This is a genomic window from Kamptonema formosum PCC 10802, from assembly GCF_000332335.1.
GTDB lineage: Bacteria > Cyanobacteriota > Cyanobacteriia > Cyanobacteriales > Oscillatoriaceae > Oscillatoria.
This window is the reverse complement of the sequence record NZ_KB235949.1, coordinates 663,698-681,700: the sequence shown is the minus strand read 5'-3', so window position 1 is coordinate 681,700 and position 18,003 is coordinate 663,698. Positions and strand designations below refer to the sequence as shown.

Below are 18,003 nucleotides of genomic sequence, written 5' to 3'. Positions count from 1 at the left end.
GGCGAAAATGTCAACACCCTGAGGTCCATTGGCCCGCTGCCATGGTGCCGGTGCCCCGATTGTGCCATGCCCCATGCCGCCAGAACTGACAAATGTGTACCAATGGGCACACAAAACAAGTGGCGAAAATGTCAACACCCTGAGGCCAATTGGCCCGCTGCCATGGTGCCGGTGACAAATGTGTACCAATGGGCACACAAAACAGGTGGCGAAAATGTCAACACCCTGAGGCCGATTCGCCCGCTGCCATGGTGCCGGTGACAAATGTGTACCAATGGGCACACAAAACAAGTGGCGAAAATGTCAACACCCTGAGGTCCATTGGCCCGCTGCCATGGTGCCGGTGCCCCGATTGTGCCATGCCCCATGCCGCCAGAACTGACAAATGTGTACCAATGGGCACACAAAACAAGTGGCGAAAATGTCAACACCCTGAGGCCCATTCGCCCGCTGCTATGGTGCCGGTGCCCCGTACAAGCCGCTGCCCTGGAACTGAGAAATCTGTACAATTTGTACTAGGTGTCTTCTTTGTCAGCACCGGCACGCCTTTTCGCCCCATGCGATGATGCGATTGTAGGATGATGCCCCGTACAAGCCGCTGCCCCATTCCCGCTGCCCAACCCCGAACCTAGCAATCCATCATCTCCAGTGACAAAAGTAATTGGTTTAATCAGCGGCACCTCGGTGGATGGCATAGATGCCGCCTTGGCCGAAATCACCGGCACAGAATTGGACTTGAAAGTTGAGCTGCTGGCTGCTTCCACTTTCTCGTACCCAGCCCAACTGCGCTCCCGAATCTTGGATGTTTGCGCCGGCGCGGCGGTAACGATGGCGGAACTCGCAGAACTGGATGACGCCATCGCGGAAGAATTTGCCCGCGCCGCAATAGCTATCAACACCGGCCACCCGCAGGCGGAGCTGATTGGCTCTCACGGCCAAACTGTCTACCACCGGCCCCCTGGGAACACGGCGAGCCGGCCCGCACGACTGGGATACAGCCTGCAGCTGGGGCGCGGTGCTGTTATTGCGGAGCTGACCGGCATTCCCACGGTGAGCAATTTCCGGGCGGCTGATATCGCCCTTGGCGGACAGGGTGCGCCCCTGGTGCCGAAGGTGGATGTCTGTTTGCTGAGTCAGCCGACAGAGTGCCGGTGCGTGCAAAATATTGGCGGCATTGGGAATGTTACTTTTATACCGGCAACAGGAACTCCCGACTGGGAGCGAGGGGTGCGGGGGTGGGACACCGGCCCGGGCAATGTGCTGCTGGACATAGCGGTGCAGCACCTGACCGGCGGTGCCCAAACTTACGACAAAGACGGGGCTATGGCAGCCACCGGCAGCCCTTGCGCCCCCCTGGTAGAGCAGTGGCTGCAGCACCCATTTTTTCAGCAGCCGCCGCCCAAATCCACCGGTCGGGAATTGTTTGGGGTGGAGTATTTTCACCGCTGTCTGGCTGAGGCAGAAGGGTATTCCCTCAGTCCGGCTGACTTGCTGGCCAGTCTGGCTGAACTGACTGCGGCAACGATTGCGAGGGAATTGCGGACTTTTTTGCCGGTGCAGCCGGACAGGGTGCTGCTCTGCGGCGGGGGCAGCCGCAATTTATATTTGAAAAGCCGCCTGCAAGCTATGATGGAGCCGGTGCCGGTGCTGAAAACTGATGATGTGGGGTTGAGTGCGGATTTCAAAGAAGCGATCGCCTTTGCGGTTCTTGCCTACTGGCGTCAGTTGGGCATCCCTGGCAATCTCCCCCTGGTCACGGGTGCCCGTCAGGCTGCCCTGCTGGGTGACATCCATCTTGCCTGGGAAAAGCAATAAGATAGCATGTAAGGGCATTAAGGAATCGTGCCGTGAATCACACGTTTTTAATCGAACCAGGCCGGTGGACGCTGGAAGGGTACTGGCTGGAGCGCAATGGGATGCCCATTCCTGTCAAAGGTAAAACTCTGGTGGCATGGAATCAAGAGAATTGGTTCACTATGGTCACCAGACTGGTATTTCCAGGCACTGAGCGCGAGCAAATTACTTTACAGTACCGGGGGCACCTCGACAGTGGCGAGCGCCAGTACACTTTTGTCCTCCAGCACAGCGACCTGGGCCGCGTGGAGGGCGAAGGCTGGATTGCCCCGGAAACAATTGTGCAGCGCTACTGGGTACTCGGCGACCAGCAGCGACGCAGTGGCTTTGAAACCCTCTACCGCCTGGATGGGCACAAATACTACCACTCCAGCGCTATTATGGCCGGTCACTACCTGAGCAGCACTATGGAAGCCACCTATGAGCGCCAGCCGGACTAGCCCGAAAGCGGGAGCGATGATGCTCCATCGCTTGAGGCTCACCGGCGGTTTTATGACTGATTAGACGGAAAATAAGCGCGTCTATCGCCGTTTAAGATCGTGCCCTTACCTGGAGACGCATGTAAAGAAAGGCTCGTGCCTCTCGCACGGCGATGGCAATTCGCATAAAGAAGAAAAAATCCGTTTGATTGGTTTTAAAATATCCCTTTGGGGGCTGCCAGCAGCAGCCGAGAGAGGTTGCCCGCCGCAATAGGGAGCCATCTTAACCTGAAAACCAAAGGTGGATGGACTTTCCTGAGTTTAGATATAGCAGTATGCACTTAGATTAGGACATGGGCATCACGCATGCATGGCATCACGCATGCAGGCAAAAGCTGGTAGGGGCGGGTTTACTAACATCTGGTAAAACCCAGAGACATTTTGGGTGAACCCGCCCCTACTTACCCCATGCGCATGAGCCCCATACGCATGAGCCCCTGACGCCTTGCCATTAGTGTCCTAACCAATATGACTACTGCTATACCCGTTTTTTTAACTTTATAAAGTGGTAAATGGGATCTAGATTGCTCTGATGTATAATGCTGGGATTTGACTGCGGGCACGGGTTGATAGGCCTTGGTTGAGAGACTCTGAAGCTTATGTATTTATTAGCGACTGTTAAAGGTTGTTAGCAAAACAGTATCGGCTAGCATCGGTACAGGTTAATGGCCTGTAATTTTTTTTTGGCCCCAGGACAAAAGCCGCCGGTGCGACGCCCGATGCCTGAATGCCCTTGGGCTAAAGCCCAACTATAGCAGTAGCCACTTAGATTAGAACATTAGACCTTCAGGCTCGGCGGACGCCTGCCCTACGTCTATATAGCAGTAAGCATTTAGGAAACCGACATTCCGGCCTCCCTTGCTCCAGCGCTCCCGAAGCTTCTATTGTTCTAACCAATATGACTGCTGCTATACAAACTTTGGGCTTTAGCCCAACTACAAACTTTGGGCTTTAGCCCAACTACAAACTTTGGGCTTTAGCCCAACTACAAACATATTCAAAGCAGAGCCGACCTTGGGACGTCTCCGATAAGGACCCTGGGAGGGAGGGGATAGGGATGGGTAGGGCAAATTCAATGCGCCACAGCTTAGCTTTTCTCCCTCTCTCCCCCTCTTCCCATCGAGCCCCCATCAATAAATGACCTGTTCCTATCGAGAGGGTGGGGCAGCTACTCGCCCTGGGATGATATAGCAGTATGCATTTAGGTTAGAACATTAGACCTTCAGGGCAGCCAGACGCTGGCCTACGTCTATATCCCAGTAGTAATATGGGTTAGGACAATAGGAGCAGGACTGGGGGGGTGCAAAAGAGGCCGAAATGTACGAACCTAAGTGCCTAGTGCTATAAATATTCCGTTATTTAAGTTTTCAAAGGGTTGCTGGATAAGGAATTCTCGGTGCCCTGGGCCCCAGTCCCGCGCTCTGGGCCCAAGTGGGAGCGGAGTGCCAACCATTGCTGTCAGGCAACACCGGCAGGGTTTCCATTGGAGAGGGAAGGTCGGCGTCTTTCGGGATACATCTTTAGTAAAAACTTAACTTAATCTTATTGAATAGGTAAGCAGAGCTTATCAAAAAAGCATCACAGCTGTAAGTATGTTGTCAAAAAACTACAAAAACAGGCAATAATTCGGATATTAAAGAGACGGCTGTAAGTTGAGAGCAGTTAGCGGACAAATTGGAGGTGAGTAAAGTTGACGCCCCAACACCCCCAGCTCCTTTCCTCGCAGGAACAGAGCAAGAGACGGAGGTCGCCCACTGTGCGACAAAAAGGCTCTACTCAATCGCAGGACCTGCCTCTAAGCCCCACTGGTGCTTCAAAAGCTCCTGGTAGGTGGCTTCGCGGACGATCATCTGTTCGTAGAGCTTGACCAAAAACTCCTGAGCCTGTTCCAGGTTCATTTGCTCCACCTGCGTCTTAAAAGACCAGATACTGAATTGTTGCTCCAAAGAGAGTTCAATAGGTTGGTTCATAAAGACCTCCAAGTGTAAAAACAGCCGGGGAAAGCGAGCGCGTGCTGCGGAAGCCAGACTTATGACTTCCTTTCAGCCCCTGTCAGTGGGTTTCCGGATTACCTGACCCCACAAACGCCATTGCTTACTCTTAAAAAAGATAGCAATTATTTGACAGACTGCGCATCCCTCCTGCGAAACAAGTTGGGGGTAAAGAGGGCCAGAAAACTGGCTGAGTTCCCATACCGGATACAGGCAGTTGTATCAAATCGCAAACAGGAAAATTGCTCAACCTGAACCAAATCGCTGTGTAGCCTGCAAAGAATAATGCCGGCGCGTTCCTGCCAACAAATGCAGGCAGTTTCTGGCTTTTTGGATCGGTTAAAGACTTTTGACCCTCAAAGGGGGGAAAGCTTGCGTGCCGGCACCTGCGGGTTCGTGTCACGGCACTGACCCCGGGCCGCGCAACGCCTGCCGTCGGGGCGAAAGCGCCAAACCGCACCCCACACTCCTATAGAGACGAGATTATTGCCTCTGGCGGTTTCCAAAGGGCGTCACGCCTGCGCCCCTGCAAGGAGATGCGACCCTTGAGGCGCGGCAATAGCCGGCAATCCTGCGCTGGGTTGGGTGGGGAAAAGAACATCCCCCCAAATGGGAGGATGCTCTCTTCTTGCTGCCGGTCATATCACTATGCGGTTGATTATAGCAGTATGCACTTAGGTTAGGACATTAGATCAAGAGGGCACGGAGGGAACGCCGGCCCTACGCCTTTTTCCCTAGGTCACGGATGTCCTAACCAATATGACTGCTGCTATAACCCTCTTCTGTCACGTTGGGGCAATTTGACGAATTTGCGCTATTTCAGGCAACGACAGATCCGGCTTTCACCCTTGTTTGACAAAAGAGGGATAATCTGAAAAACCTAAGCCCTCTTATCCCAGCTTCCCTGGGAGAGAGGGGGGGAATATAGTTTGCTTTTTTCACCGGCCTCTCCTCTTGTGGGCAAAGGAGGGGGGTGTGGGGTGCGGCGGTTGAGCAGTCAATCAACCGGAGGTGATATCAAAGACCGGCAGGTACTCCTAGCAAAAGACTCAGCAGAGACACCCTGTCGAATCCCCCCACACTGTTACCTAAAATGTAGCGCAAAAAATCAGAGGGGGGGCTTGCCAAAATGCCAGAGTTCTGATAAAGGAGAGTGAGAGACAGCGGCGACCCGTGCCGGCGCAACTGCCACGGGCCGGTGGGCAAGCATTCTCAGCTGTGTGGCGGACATTCTAGAGCTCACCGGCCCGTAGCGGCCCACAGACTGGACAGACAGCCGCTAATTTTCAGCCCGGTCGCGGGCGTCTATGGCCACAATCACCACCGTAATGTTGTCGCGCCCCCCTTTCTCCTTAGCAGCATTAACCAGAGTCTGAGCTGCTGGCTCGCAGGCGCGAATACTTTTGAGGTGGGAGCAGATCGAGCTGTCAGGGAGTTCTTCAGTCAAACCGTCGCTGCACAGGAGCAAGCGGTCGGAGGGCTGCACATCCACCGGCTGGATATCAATTTCTTGCAAGTCTTGGCGTCCCAGACACTGGGAGAGGACGTGCCGCCAAGGGTGGTTGCGGGCTTGATCCAAAGTCAGGTGGCCGGCTTTCACCGCCCGCGAGATCCAGGTGTGGTCTTCAGTAATTTGCTCCAGCTTAGAGCCGCGCAGCCGGTAGAGGCGAGAGTCGCCCACGTGAGCCGCCCAGACCGTCTGAGCTTTTGTATCTGAGGGTTGAGAGGAGTCTTCCCGAAACAGGACGACAACGGCAGTTGTCCCCATATCGGAGCGTTCCGGATGAGTGCGCTGGTCTTGCAAAATTGCCTCATTAGCCTTAAAAAAGGCGGCTTCCAGGAGGGCCACAGAAGACTGAGCCGAATCCCAGTGTGTGTCGAGATAGCTTTGCATCACCTCCGTCGCGATTTGACTCGCCTCTTGACCTCCCGCATGTCCGCCCATACCATCCGCCACGATGAAAAATCGCCCGCCCGGATCGATATAGAAGGCGTCCTGATTCACAGAGCGAAGGAGTCCCTGGTCGGTGAGACCGGCAAAGTAGCGTTTCATGGATCGGTGCTGAGTGCTGAGTGGGAGTTGAGTGCTGAGTGGGAGAGGGGGATGGCAGGGCTGCTAGCGGGGAGCCGGCGCAGGTACTGACTTGTCTCCCGGAATTGAGACATAACAGATCCGTCCCGCCCCGACAGCGGTCTGTGCTGTCATCCTGCGGGCATCCCCTGCCGAGGCCTGGCAATTTTCCCCAGTCGGAGTGCGTCGGGGGTCAAAAGCGCTCGAAGCGGTCGAGGCGCATCAGGAGGCGGATGAAGGCCACGCCAATGGCCACTGCCACCAGAGCAACCAAGATTGCCAGCCAAACCTTATCGCTAACTAATAAAATCGTAGCTGACAACGTGAAGGCAGCGATAAGCATGGCGTAATTGCTGCCCAGCTGGATGCTGCTCAGACGCCGGAGGGCCCGGTCTGTTTCGGTAGAGCGAACGCGGATGCGAAGGTCCCCGCGCTCCAGCTTCTCAATCGTATCCTCTATGCGGCGGGGCAGACCCAAAGCCGTACTGCTGACCTGAGCCGCTTGGCGACCCAGTTCGTCGAGGAAGCTATTCCCCTCAAAAGAGTTGCCATTGGTCATAATCTGCATTGCAAATGGCTTTGCAACCTCCATAAAGTTAAACTCTGGGTCAAGTCCCTTACCCACCCCTTCCAGAGTAGAAAACGCCCGCATCACAAACGTGAAGGTAGCGGGAAAGCGAAAAGGCTGGTCGTAGGCGATCTCGTACAAATCGTCAGTAATCTCAGCCACAGACTGATTTTCAAAAGGCTGGTCCATAAAGTGATCCAGCATATACTGGACAGACCGGCGCACCGGCCCCATGTCGTCTGCAGGAGAGAGAGCACCTAATTCTACCAGAGCCGCCACCACCTGGTCGCCGCTTTTTTGAGCGATGCCAAAAAACAGCTGCATCAGTTTTTCCCGGATATCGCTCCTGACGCGGCCCATCATGCCGAAATCGTAGAAAATCAGGGCCCCGTCCGGGCTGACAGCGATATTGCCCGGGTGGGGGTCAGCGTGGAAAAAGCCATCATTGAGCAGCTGCTGCAGGTAGGCCCTAGCCCCCAAGTTGGCCAGCAGTTTGCGGTCGAGACCGGCAGCCTCCAAAGCTTCGTAGTGGCTAATTTTAATCCCCGGCAGATATTCCAGGGTCAGCACCCTCTGGGAGGCATAGCGCCAGTAGACGCGCGGCACCCGCACCCAGTCATAGCCCCGGAAGTTGCGGCGAAAGGTATCCGCATTGCGGCCTTCATTGATATAATCGATTTCTTCGTAAAGAATTTTGCAGCACTCGGCGTGGATGCCCATCCAGTCTCGGCCTTTGCCCCACTCCGGATGGTTTTGAAAGTAGCGGGCGATCCCCTTAGCGATATCCAAATCAATATCAAACAGCTGCCGCAGTCCCGCTCGCTGCACCTTAACCACAACGTCTTCGCCGGAGTGAAGCTGGGCTCTGTGCACCTGTCCGAGACTGGCCGCCGCCAGGGGAATCGGGTCAAAACTGAGGTAGAGTTGAGAAATCGGCTTCCCCAAGTCCTGCTCAACAATCCGCTCCACCTGCTCATAACTGAAAGCCGGCACCTTATCTTGGAGCTTGGAGAGTTCCTCGACGTATTCCGTGGGGATGATATCGGCCCGTGTCGAGAACAGCTGCCCAACCTTAATAAAAGTAGGCCCCAGTTCCAGCAGTGTCTCTCGAATCCAGACAGCTTGAGAGCGGCATCTGGCCTTAAGTTTGGCTTCAGTGAAGCCGCCGGGATAAGTCCAAGGTTTACTGTTACGCCATATACCGGCCATCAGCAACAAAACGAACGTCCAAATTTCGATGAAGCGCCGGCGATGGGAGTAACCTTCGCGATTCCAGCGGTAAGCCCTATCAGAGTTGGCTTTTCCGAGAGGTCGAGGCCAGGCTATCCCTTGGGCGGACGCGGCGCGATTCAAAGTGCCAAAGGCACTGACGCTTTCAGAACGCGACCCGTTTCTGCCGTTAGCGCTGCGGCTGTGCGGGAGCTGGGGCTCAGCATCCGCCGTGCGCTCGGCATATTGCTTGCGGGTGAGTTGGTCATCAGGGAGAGCAGACACTCGGTTTCCTAACGTATTTTTTCTGGTGATTGACGGGATTGAGGTTTCAGTTTTTTGGAATCTGGAATGAGGAATGAGTTATTATTTCTTATTTTAAACTCATTCCTCATGCCTGATAGATTCCCCGCTCGGGCGAGCTGGGGGATTAAACAGAGCGGCTGCGATAGCTTGCCAGCTGAACGCGCAGCTGAGCGATTTCTGCCCGCAGCTCATCAATAGTGGCTTGCAGGTCCCGGCCAGGTGAATCCGGCCCGGAGGGCTCAGAGTTAGGCACCCGGTTGGCGGTGGCAGTTTGGGCTTCAACACAGGCTCGTTCGAGGACTTGAGCGGTGAACTGCCGCAAGCGCTCCCGCTGCTCGGCATCAAATTTGCCGAGGTCGCTGAGGGCGTCCGTCAAGGTTTTTTCGAGCTGTTCGTTGAGCGCTTCAGCCAGGGCTCTGCCAACAAAAAAGGCATGGACTAGGGAATTACTCATAAAAAAACTCTGCGCCTGTCAGCAACAAATTATAACCTGCCCTCTAAAATGATGCCCGTTCCGGGAGTGAAGCCCGGATCTGGGGAAGGCACCTCCAAAAAGGGCTGGGGTTCTGGGGTGTCTGCCTGTGTGCCAGACGGCAGGACAGAAGACACCGGCTCGGGAGTGTGTCGCTGGGGGAGGGTGAGGGTCTTTTTCAGTGAGGTGCCGGTTAGCGGAGTGGCACTTTCAGCCCCATCCCGACTCGATAAAGGCCCGGCGGAGGCCGGTTCGGCGGCGCTTAAATCCTCGGGGGCAGGATTGGGGCCGTCCGGGGGCTGAGCCCCGAATTGATCGGAGTCACTCTCGTGCTGTCCGAATGCCTCAGATTCCGCTGGCGCTTCTGGGTCGCTCTCGCCAAAGGCGGAAGGGCTTTCGGTGCCGGTGGCATCTGCGTGCTGCGGGGCGGTTTCTGAGGCGGGCCAGTCGTTGCGGGCGGGAAAGGACTGGTCAGCGTGAAACAGGGTAGAACCGGGCTGGCCGGCGCTGTTAAACCGGAGTGCCAAGCCGGTGCCGGCACCGGCTGCCCCTGCGACAGCGGCGGTGACGATGAAGGCGACGGGAAGCCAGCGCCGGGATGGCTCATAAGCGGCAGGCCCTGCATCGCCGCCGTCCTGCCTGCTTTCTTGGGTGCTGGCGGCTGGCTGTGAGGGAGGCGCAGCAGGCACTCGGGTTTCTGCGGGTTCGCGGGCGGGGTCTGCAGCTGGGTAAGCCTGCGCTGGCACTTGAGAGGGGAAGGGCACAGGAACAACACAGGAATCGAAAAGTGGCAGACTTTCCCGAATCTGGGGAGCTTGCCAACTTGACGGCACTGCCCTTGGTTTGGGGGCGACAGGTGCCGGGAGCTCGGTCGAATTTGGCCTCACATCCTGGAATTCCCCGAAAATCCAGAAATCCGCCGCGCCAAAGCGGGCTGTATTGCTGTCAGAGCCGGATGGGCTCTGGCGGTGGGACTGTTTGGCTGGCGGTCGGGGGGGGGCCGGCTCTGCGGGAAGCTGCGGCGCGGAAGTCTCGGTGCCGGTGCCGGTGCTGGGGGTGCTGAACGCGACGATTTCGCGTTTCGCCCCACCTGCTACTGTTGCGCCCGGCTGGTGCGCCAAGCGCTGGGTGTTGGTGGCGGGTTGCGGTTGCGGCAAGAGTTCCAGCCACTCTTCTACGGTTTGCGCCCGCCGGTGGGGTTTGATCTGCAAGCCCAGGCGAATGGCCTGTTTGACAGCTTGGCTGAGGTTGAGTTGCAGCTGCCGCCTCTCGGGGAGGGAGACAGGATTCGAACCGGCTGCGGTTTTTGCTCGCGTCACCCGCAGGGGTGCGGCCACCGGCGGGAACCCGATGAGCAGGCAGTAAAGGGTGGCGGCGAGGGCGTAGATGTCGGTTGCCCGGGTGCGGGGCGCTGTTGGCAAGTACAGCTCAACCGGCGCGTACCCCGCTGAGAGGCAGGCGCGGGTTCGGTCTGCTCCGGGAGTTAACTCGCCGGCGAGGCTGAAGTCTGTCAGCACTGCGGTATTGCTTCCCTGGCGCAGGATGATGTTTTGCGGTTTGATGTCCAGGTGCAGCAAGCCGGTCTGGTGAGCCAAGCTCAAGCCCGCGCCTATCTGGCGAATGTAGTGAATGGCTGTCGCTTCTGGCACCGGCTGATTGCCTGCGATTTTGGCCAGGGTCTGGCCGGGAATGTATTCCATCACCGCATAAAACAGTCCTGCTTCCTCGAAACAGTCGCAAACTCGGACGAGATGGGGGTGCTGGCACTCCAGCAGCTTCTGCGTTCGGGCGCGGAATTGCTTGTGAAACTGCTCAAAGTCGGGATGCTGGCGCAGGCTGGCGCTGAGGGTTTTGATGGCCACTAGCTGGTCCGACCCGACCCGGGTGGCGCGATAGGTAATGCCAAATTTCCCTTGGCCCATGCTGTCAGTCAAGAGCGCCTCGATAGCGTATTGGCCACTTTTCAGGACTCTGCCGGCTGGTAAGTTGTTCATAAATATTCTCTCTGCCAGTTTTTTCCCATTTATGCTACCGCGCCGGGGGCACTGCCGCCTTGCCATTTATGCAATGTAAAGATTCGGCCCGAATGCGTGCCGCCGGTGGGAGCGCCGCGAGAAAGCGCATCATCTAGCGAACGAGCAGATCGGGAAGTTTCGGGAAGAAGATCAGCACGCTCTGCAGCACGGGCGGTATGCCGAGCCGGTGAGAGGGGGTGAGGGGCTGTCTGCCACACAGGAGACAGGGCGTGCCCTTGTCCCTACAGGCTGCCCTAGTCCTAAACCTCCCAGGCACTGGCAATTTTATTCTGGGAAGAGAGCAAGAATTCTCAGTCCCAGTTCAGGCTTGCCCACCGCTTAACTCTTAGTTTAGCCGGCTCTCCAATTGTTTGGGGGCGAGCGCTCGTTTAAAGAGCTCAAAAATACGGAACACTCAATCTAGCTGTCGCTGTGCCGGTTATTCACAGCGGAATATAGCGGCTCTCAGTTGGATGAACTATGGCCTTTCCAACCCGGTTTCTTAAAGAAACCGGGTTTCTCAGTACCTCGCAAACGATGAGAAAGGCTATAGCGGCCAATATGGGCATGGGGCATTAGGAAAGAAGAATTAGATCTGGGGCGCAACAATCACAGGACTTGCGCAGAACCCTGGTTTCTGAACCAGCTGTACCTCCAAGCCCTCGTTCTTTGAAGCAGAAACCCGGTTTCTTTCACCGTTGTGCCTAAGTCCCGAATCCATCCCCAATCCACGCATCCGGGCATCCACGCATCCGGGCATCCACGCATCCGGGCATCCCCACGCTCGCATTGGGCATTCGGGAAAACAGTCAATCCTCAATCCGGAGATCCCCAATCCACGCATCGGGGCATCCCCACGCTCGCATTGCCCATCGGGCACGCCGATCCTGCGGAGCTGCTAGCTGAGTTGCGCAGCCGCTACGAAGTGCGCTTGCCGCACTGTCACAGCTGCTCATTGCAGCAGTTCAAGGACATGATACTATAGAGGGTTAAAGAAAAAAAATCAAAGAAAAACCGCCTCACCAGTTGACAATTTTCACAATTTAATCCAATCCGAAAAATCACGCCCGGTGCCCTATACGGCGAGATTCTCTCAAAGGAACAGGGCCTTCATAGGGAGCCGCGCAATGGATAATATCGTATCCGGCTGTATCAAAATTAATAATGCCGGATTTTCCTAGGGTTGGCAAGGGCTGCGCGATCGATATTAGAAAAGCAATTCACCGTAAGTGATATTACTTCACCCTGCCGGCCCGCCGTGGCCATTGCGAACGGGGTAACATGTAACCGAGATCACAAACCCAGAGAGACCGGCCTCACGGGTGTGAAGTGTAATGTTTTGTAAAGTAACCTTAAAGATTTCTATATAGCCCCCGGCTGGTTGATAGAGCGTATATGAATCAAGAGCAGATTGAGAGGCACTTGCAGCGGTTAAAGGAGGAGCGGGAACTCATCCTCAACCAAGTGGACAATGCGATCGCGCTGTTTGACCGAACCGACCGCCTGGTTTTGTTCAATCGAAAACTGGCGGAGATTTGGGGGCTATCACCAGATTGGCTGAAAACCCAGCCGCACAGTGACGCCATATTTGCCGAAGTGGTGGGGGGGGGCTACTGGTCCGCCCAGCAAGGGGAGGAGCTGGGACAAGCCCTCGACCGAGCCGAAACCGAGAGCGTTTCCCTCTACCTAGAACAAGCCAACGGCATTTCGCTGGAAGTTTACACAACCACCACCTCCGATGGGGGACGGCTGTTTACCTTTCGGGACGTTACCAGCTACAAACGCTCCCAAGCCAGCTTAAATGACGAGGTGAGGCGTCTGAGATTTTTGCTGGGCTTGACGGAAAGGCTGCAAGCCTCCGGGGACTTGCGAGAAATTGGCCGATTCGCTCTCAGCTACCTGGTGCAAGCGATGAATGCCGCCTTCGGAGACGTCAAAGTCATTAGCGGGGAGGGGATTGAGCGCTACGCCGGCGTCCTCACCAATGAGATTTCCGGCCAGTTTCTCGCCACTTACGGCGAGCCGGCGGTGGCCGAAATGCAGGCGCTGCTGGATCGGGGAATTCCCTACGGACAGGGGCTGCTCTGGGAAGTGGTAGAAACCGGCCTGCCCCTATTTGTGGGGGACTACCAAAACCACCCCAAGTCAGTGCCGGGATTTCGCAGTCCGGCCATTGGCCAGCTGGGCATTTTTCCCATTCCTTCCACCACCGGCACGATTATCGGCGTGCTCACCCTGGAATCGCGCAACCTGCAAAAACTGCAGGACGCCCCCCAGCAGGACATGCTGCTGGCCGCCTGCCGCACCCTGGGGGTGGCCATCGAGCGCGTCCGCGCCCAAGAGCACCTGCGGCAGATGAATCAGGACCTGGAGCGGGCGTCCCAGCTGAAATCCGAGTTTCTGGCCGCGATGTCCCACGAACTGCGGACGCCTCTCAACAGCATTTTAGGCTTTTCCGACTTGCTGCTGCGGCAAACCGCCGGCTCCCTGACCCCGCGCCAAATCAATCACGTCAAGGCGATTGACAAAAGTGGCCAGCACCTGCTGCAGCTGATCAATGACATTCTCGACCTTTCCAAAATTGAAGCAGGCAAAGTCGAGCTAAACTTGGAGCCGGTCTGCGTTCAAGACCTGTGCAGCCAGTGCTTGAAAATGATTCAACCCCGCGCCGAAGCTAAAGCTATCGCTCTATCCCTGGAAGTGGATTACCGGCTCAGCCAGGTGCTGCTCGACGAAAGGCGGGTGCGGCAAATCCTGATCAACTTGCTCTCCAATGCCGTCAAATTTACCCCAGACAGGGGAAAAGTCAAGCTGGCGGGACGGCTGGCTTATGGCAGCGATCTGGCCGGGGACATCCGGCCCGACCGCAGTCCCATCAATCCCAGCACGGCTTACCTGTGTCTGGAGGTGAGCGACTCCGGAATCGGTGTGCCGCAGGAATTGTGGCACTTGCTGTTCCGCCCCTTCCAGCAGGTGGACGCTTCCCTGACGCGGCGGCATGAGGGCACCGGCTTGGGGCTGGCGCTGACCAAACGGCTGGCGGAACTTCACGGGGGGACGGTTTCGTTCCAGTCGGTTGCGGGTGAGGGGAGCATTTTTCGGGCGTGGCTGCCGGTGAAAGTGCCGCGCCAGGAGGTGCCGGCCTCTAAAAACCAGGAGGCCAACTCCTGGCGCTTGAGTTCGGGTGCCGGTGGTGCTGAAATACAGGCCGGTGCCAAGCGCGTCCTGGTGGTGGAAGACCAGCCGCTCAACCAAATTCTGATCGCGGAGCTGCTGGAATCTCAGGGGTACATGGTTGAGCTGATCGGCGACGGCGCTGCTATGCTAGAAACGATTCACTCGTCTCTGGTGAAGCTCGAGCTGCTGCCCGACCTGATTTTAATGGATATTCAGCTGCCGGATGTGGATGGGTTGGAGCTGATCCGCCAGCTGAAGGCTCATCCGCTGTGGGAGGGAGTGCCGGTGGTGGCGTGCACCGCCGCCGCCATGCCAGGAGATCGGGAGCGCTGCTTGCAAGCCGGTGCTGACGGGTATTTGAGCAAGCCTCTGGATCTCAATCACGCGATCGAGACTGTGGAATCTTTTATCGGTTCGGATTAAAATACAGCGTCCGCAACCCCTTACCCCTTCCCGCTCGCACAAGGATACTGGTGGCGAATTGATAGTGTTAATAATGAACCGCCAAGACGCCAAGGACGCCAAGGAGGAGGAGAAAAAGGAAGAGGTAGAGGAGAAATTTCTGAGGAGCCAGCCGAATTTATTTTCACCGCCATGCCAAACAACCCGCCCTGCATTCTGCTTGTGGATGATGAGCCTAGCAATTTATATTTGCTTGAAGAGTTATTGCAGTCAGAAGGCTACGCGACTCTCTCCGCTGAGTCAGGTGCGCGAGCGCTGGCGGTGGCAAAGGAGTCCCCACCGGCGCTGATTTTGCTAGACGTGATGATGCCGGATATGGATGGCTTTGAGGTGTGCCGGCGCTTGCGAGAAGATCCTCTTCTGATAGCGGTGCCGGTGATTTTCCTGACGGCGCTGGAGGATGAGGACTCCAAGCTAAAAGGACTGGAGATGATGGGAGATGCCTATCTCACGAAGCCGGTGAAAAGCAATCTGCTACTGGCGAAGATTGCCAGCACGTTGCGGTTGCAGGCGATGCGCGAGCAGCAGTTGCAATTGCAGCTCAGCCAGAAACTTCAGGAAAAAAACAAGCGCAATCTTTCCGCCGCTTGGCAAATCAATCAAGCGCTGACGGAAAAGTTCCGCCTGTTTGTGCCGGAACAATTTCTCCAGCGGATTGCGCCGGCTGGGCTGGAGTCGATTCAGCTGGGAAATGCGAAAGAGGAAGAGATTTCGATCCTGTTCTGCGACATTCGCGGCTTTACTGCCATCGCGGAATCTCAGGAGGCGGCGGATACATTTAAGTGGCTGAATGCGTTCTTTACTCAGATGAATCAAGCTATCGCCGCCCAGCACGGTTTCATTGATAAATTCCTGGGAGATGCGATTATGGCGGTGTTTGACCGGCAGGGGCAGCACGCGCAAGACGCCCTGACGGCGGCGGTGATGATGCGGCAAAGCCTGCCCGAATTTAATGATAGCAGAGTTTTGCTCAATTTGCAAGTGCCGGTGAATATTGGGATTGGAATTCACACCGGCAGGGGTTTGATTGGCACCCTGGGCTCTAATTCTCGGATGGATTCTACGGTGATTGGGGATGTGGTGAATACTGCCTCTCGCTTGGAAGAGCTGACGAAGGTTTACGGGTGCGGGGTGATTGTCAGCGATGCTGTGGTGAGCCGGCTGACTAACCCCTCGCTGTTTCAGTTGCGCTGGATTGACCGAGTGACGCCTCGCGGAAAGCAGCAGGCGATTGATATTTATGAAGTGTTGGGTGCCCAACCCTGTCTTGTCGATGAATCTGGCGAGGCTGCCGGTTTTTGAGCCGCTTCTCTCACCGTATCATCCGGACTGGCAATATCGATTTCGGGGCATATAACGGGTGTAAATTGTCCTGTTTGCTTCATGTTTTAGGTGTGGGTCTTGTGGACTTGACCGGCCTGTCTTGACAAAAAGGACAAAGTAGTAGGGCTGGCGAGCCATCGCTGCTCTATCCGCTCCGCCAGCTACGCTATCTGTAGAGCTGGCCAATTTCACCTACCCCGGCCAAAAATTAGCGCGCCCGCCTGGCGATCGACCGACCTTCGCTCACTGTATAATGGAGATAATGAAGTCAAAGCAATCCGCCAATTTACCTCTCCGGCTTGCTTTGACTTCCCGTGTCACTAGATTATATTTTTAGGAAAACACATTCTCTAGAATCAGAAGGCAGCCATGACCGGCAATCCAGAGCCCTACCACCCTCAACCTTTAGGAGCCTCTTCTCAAGGGGGAGCGGACTGGACAAGATTAGACCATTTATTGGCCCAAAAAGACTGGAAAGAAGCGGATTGGGAAACGCGCCGGCTGATGCTATTCATTGCCGGCGCGGACCGCCGGCGAGATTGCCTGCTCACGGAAAACGATATCCGCCAATTTCCTTGCGCTGACCTGGTTAGGATAAACCGACTTTGGGTGGCTCGCAGCAAGGGCCATTTTGGCTTTAGCGTCATTAAACAAATTTATCACGAAGTTGACTCGGACTACGGCAAATTAGCTGAGAGAGTTGGGTGGCGGACAGGGGACAAATGGCTCAAATATGATGAGATAATGTTTGGCAGTGAAGCTCCCACAGGGCATTTGCCCATTACTTGGCTCGTGCCCCCGACTTTTTCGATGTATTGGCTGGCCCGTTTCGCGTCTGCCGGCTGGCGATTGCTGTTACAAAAGGCTGCAGACTGCAATTTGTAGGTCGAAAAATGAACAAATCACCGGTATAATAGAGCCTGTAAACGAGAGGAAAAGCGAAGTTTTTTAGGGAGATTAAAGAGGTAAAATTGTGGCTCATCTTAACAAGCGCCGGCCCGAAAATATCAGCGGCGATTTTTATGTCGATAGCACCTGCATTGACTGCGATACCTGCCGGTGGATGGCACCGGCAGTATTTCACAGTGATGACGAGCAGTCAGCGGTTTACCACCAGCCGGCTAACGCCAGCGAACGGCTGCAAGCGATGCAGGCGCTCTTATCTTGCCCCACGGCTTCTATTGGCACCGTCGAAACGCCAAAGGATAGCAAAGACGCGCAGCAGACTTTTCCCATTTTAGTGAGTGAAAATGTTTACCACTGCGGCTACCACTCCAAGGATTCCTACGGTGCTGCCAGCTACTTAATTCTGCGGCGAGAAGGGAATATTTTAGTCGATTCCCCCCGCTTTACGCCTCCGCTCGTCAAGCGACTGGAGGAGATGGGTGAGATTAAGTACATGTACCTCACCCACCGGGATGATGTGGCGGATCACCAGAAGTACAGAGAGCATTTTGGGTGCCAGCGAATCCTGCACGCTGATGAAATTACCACCGGCACGAAGGATGTAGAAATTCAACTGACGGGATATGAGCCGGTGGAATTCGCTCCAGACTTGCGGATTATTCCGGTTCCCGGTCACACCAAAGGTCATACGGTTTTGCTGTATAATAAGAAATACCTTTTCAGTGGCGATCATCTCGCTTGGTCTGACGAATTTGGCCACCTGGTGGCTTTCCGCGAGGTGTGCTGGTACTCTTGGGAAGAACAGCTGAAATCGATGCGCCGGCTGGCTAACTACTCCTTCGAGTGGGTGCTCCCCGGTCACGGTCGGCGGTATCATGGAGATGGCGAAACAGTGCGCCGGCAAATGCAGGAGTGCGTTGCTTGGATGGAGGCGAATTAGCAGGAGTAGGGTGCGTTCCGCACGCTAAGCACCCCGCTTGTGTGGAGTGAGCAGAAAAAGCGGAACGCACCCAAACTCTGGGAACTGATATAGCCTTTCTCATAGTGGTGAGGTACTGAGAAAAGGTACTGAGAAACCCGGTTTCTTAAAGAAACCGGGTTTCTGGGCTAAAGCCCAACTACGAACCTTTGGGCTAAAGCCCAACTACGAACCTTTGGGCTAAAGCCCAA

General features: G+C 55.7%; 11 protein-coding genes. 6 read left to right on the top strand and 5 right to left on the bottom strand.

Annotated elements, in window-relative coordinates:
• Positions 1–648 precede the first annotated feature (648 nt).
• A complete protein-coding gene (locus OSC10802_RS0133460) occupies positions 649–1,815 on the top strand; it encodes an anhydro-N-acetylmuramic acid kinase (protein ID WP_017721123.1) in 1,167 nt (388 codons plus the stop codon).
• 32 nt (positions 1,816–1,847) lie between these two features.
• Positions 1,848–2,294, top strand: a complete 447-nt coding sequence (locus tag OSC10802_RS0133455) for a hypothetical protein (protein ID WP_017721122.1) — start codon at positions 1,848–1,850, stop codon at positions 2,292–2,294.
• A 1,811-nt stretch (positions 2,295–4,105) separates the two neighbouring features.
• On the opposite strand, the gene OSC10802_RS0133450 is transcribed toward OSC10802_RS0133455, so the two are convergent.
• The 5 genes from OSC10802_RS0133450 to OSC10802_RS45150 form a co-directional block, all read right to left on the bottom strand.
• On the bottom strand, positions 4,106–4,303 hold the full coding sequence (locus OSC10802_RS0133450; protein ID WP_017721121.1) for an NblA/ycf18 family protein: 198 nt from the start codon (positions 4,301–4,303) through the stop codon (positions 4,106–4,108).
• 1,300 nt (positions 4,304–5,603) lie between these two features.
• On the bottom strand, positions 5,604–6,377 hold the full coding sequence (locus OSC10802_RS0133445; protein WP_017721120.1) for a PP2C family protein-serine/threonine phosphatase: 774 nt from the start codon (positions 6,375–6,377) through the stop codon (positions 5,604–5,606).
• Between the two features lie 211 nt (positions 6,378–6,588).
• The gene (locus OSC10802_RS0133440) at positions 6,589–8,289 is read right to left on the bottom strand and encodes an ABC1 kinase family protein (protein WP_026099034.1); all 1,701 of its coding nucleotides are present in this window, start codon (positions 8,287–8,289) and stop codon (positions 6,589–6,591) included.
• Between the two features lie 313 nt (positions 8,290–8,602).
• Positions 8,603–8,932 (bottom strand): DUF6825 family protein, encoded by a 330-nt coding sequence (locus tag OSC10802_RS0133435; RefSeq protein WP_017721118.1) that lies wholly within the window; start codon positions 8,930–8,932, stop codon positions 8,603–8,605.
• Between the two features lie 29 nt (positions 8,933–8,961).
• A complete protein-coding gene (locus OSC10802_RS45150; RefSeq protein WP_052334374.1) occupies positions 8,962–10,944 on the bottom strand; it encodes a serine/threonine-protein kinase in 1,983 nt (660 codons plus the stop codon).
• 1,416 nt (positions 10,945–12,360) lie between these two features.
• On the opposite strand from OSC10802_RS45150, the gene OSC10802_RS0133420 reads away from it, so the two are divergent.
• The 4 genes from OSC10802_RS0133420 (at position 12,361) to OSC10802_RS0133405 (ending at position 17,773) form a co-directional block, all read left to right on the top strand.
• The gene (locus OSC10802_RS0133420) at positions 12,361–14,565 is read left to right on the top strand and encodes a response regulator (protein ID WP_017721116.1); all 2,205 of its coding nucleotides are present in this window, start codon (positions 12,361–12,363) and stop codon (positions 14,563–14,565) included.
• A gap of 171 nt (positions 14,566–14,736) precedes the next feature.
• Positions 14,737–15,906, top strand: a complete 1,170-nt coding sequence (locus OSC10802_RS0133415; RefSeq protein WP_017721115.1) for a response regulator — start codon at positions 14,737–14,739, stop codon at positions 15,904–15,906.
• A gap of 390 nt (positions 15,907–16,296) precedes the next feature.
• Positions 16,297–16,812 carry a GUN4 domain-containing protein gene (locus OSC10802_RS43050; protein ID WP_017721114.1) on the top strand — a complete coding sequence of 172 codons (516 nt, stop codon included), beginning with the start codon at positions 16,297–16,299 and terminating at the stop codon, positions 16,810–16,812.
• An 88-nt stretch (positions 16,813–16,900) separates the two neighbouring features.
• Positions 16,901–17,773, top strand: a complete 873-nt coding sequence (locus tag OSC10802_RS0133405; protein WP_017721113.1) for an MBL fold metallo-hydrolase — start codon at positions 16,901–16,903, stop codon at positions 17,771–17,773.
• Positions 17,774–18,003 lie beyond the last annotated feature (230 nt).